The organism is Vibrio sp. Vb1755 (assembly GCF_033338635.1).
In the GTDB taxonomy this organism is placed as follows: Bacteria; Pseudomonadota; Gammaproteobacteria; order Enterobacterales; family Vibrionaceae; genus Vibrio; species Vibrio alginolyticus.
Genome location: NZ_JAWOTA010000273.1, coordinates 1 through 1,163, shown reverse-complemented (window position 1 = coordinate 1,163; position 1,163 = coordinate 1). Strand labels below are relative to the sequence as shown.

General features: G+C 46.9%; 1 protein-coding gene. It reads right to left on the bottom strand.

The window, feature by feature from the left end; all coding sequences use genetic code 11:
* The coding region (locus tag R7E00_RS24465) for an EAL domain-containing protein (protein WP_318124822.1) at nucleotides 1–1,163 on the bottom strand (1,163 nt) is incomplete at both ends.

Genomic DNA, 1,163 nt, shown 5'->3' with positions numbered 1-1,163 from the left:
CTGGCAAACAGGCATCAACTTGCTCAAATGCGGTGCTCATCACCTGATTGACTGGCCGTTTCCAAAGTCGATGTTCGCGCTCGGTTTCTAAATCTGTCCCCATCGCTGGCGTCATGTGCAAGTTGACTTGCTCTTTGGTGATCAACCCAACGCAGCGGTTTTCATTGATGACCACCAAAGGTGCGCTTGGGCTCAGATTCATGTATTCCACCGCCAAAGACAGCGGTTCACCTGGGTCGAGTCGGCGCACATCGTGATGACATAACGACTGCAGCATCGCATCTTGAGTCGGTTTAACCATCACACCATTAAAAAGTGTGTCATGAGCTTGAGCCGTATCGAGTAGTACGACTGGCAACGCCTGAGAAAAGAGGAAGCCCTGCATGTAATCAACACCAATACCAGCCAACACTTCGAGCTCGCGTTGTGACTCGACACCTTCGGCAACCACCTCGACGTTCAGCTTGTGTGCCAAATCGGTAATGGTTTTGACGATGTTATAACTTGTACTGCCCTCATGAATATTCTTGACGAACTTGCGGTCGATTTTTAGTACATCAAATTGCCCTTCTTCCAAATAAGAAAACGAAGAGTAACCCGTACCAAAGTCGTCAATCGCAATTTGAATGCCCTCTTGGCGAATCTGCTCTAACGCAAACGCGTGTTCTTCATCTTGCTCGAAATACGCGGTTTCTGTTAACTCAATAGTCACCAGTTTTGGGTTTACATCGCTGGCTTTAATCAAATCGAGCGATCGCTGGAGAACTTGCAATGAATCCAGCTTGGTATTCAACGAGCGATTAATAGAAAGTCCGATATTTTCGCCATAGATTTTTTGCAAATGTGGCCACTGCTTCAGTGCGGTTTGACAAACAACGTCATCCAGCGCAGCGATCAACTCCAGGTCTTCAATGATGGAAATCATCTCTTGCGTGCTGTACTCGCTGTTTTCGTGATAGAAGCGCGCTAATGCTTCGAACTTCACCACATTGCCGGTTCGCGTTTCAATAATTGGCTGAAAATACACATCCACCAGCTCACTTTCAATTTGGGTTTTCAGGAACGTTTCCAAATGCTGACGTTTCACCAACTCGGCGTGAAGTTCACTGTTGTAAAAGTTGAAGTAGCCGTTTTCTCCAGCTTTCGAAGACACCATCGCTTGC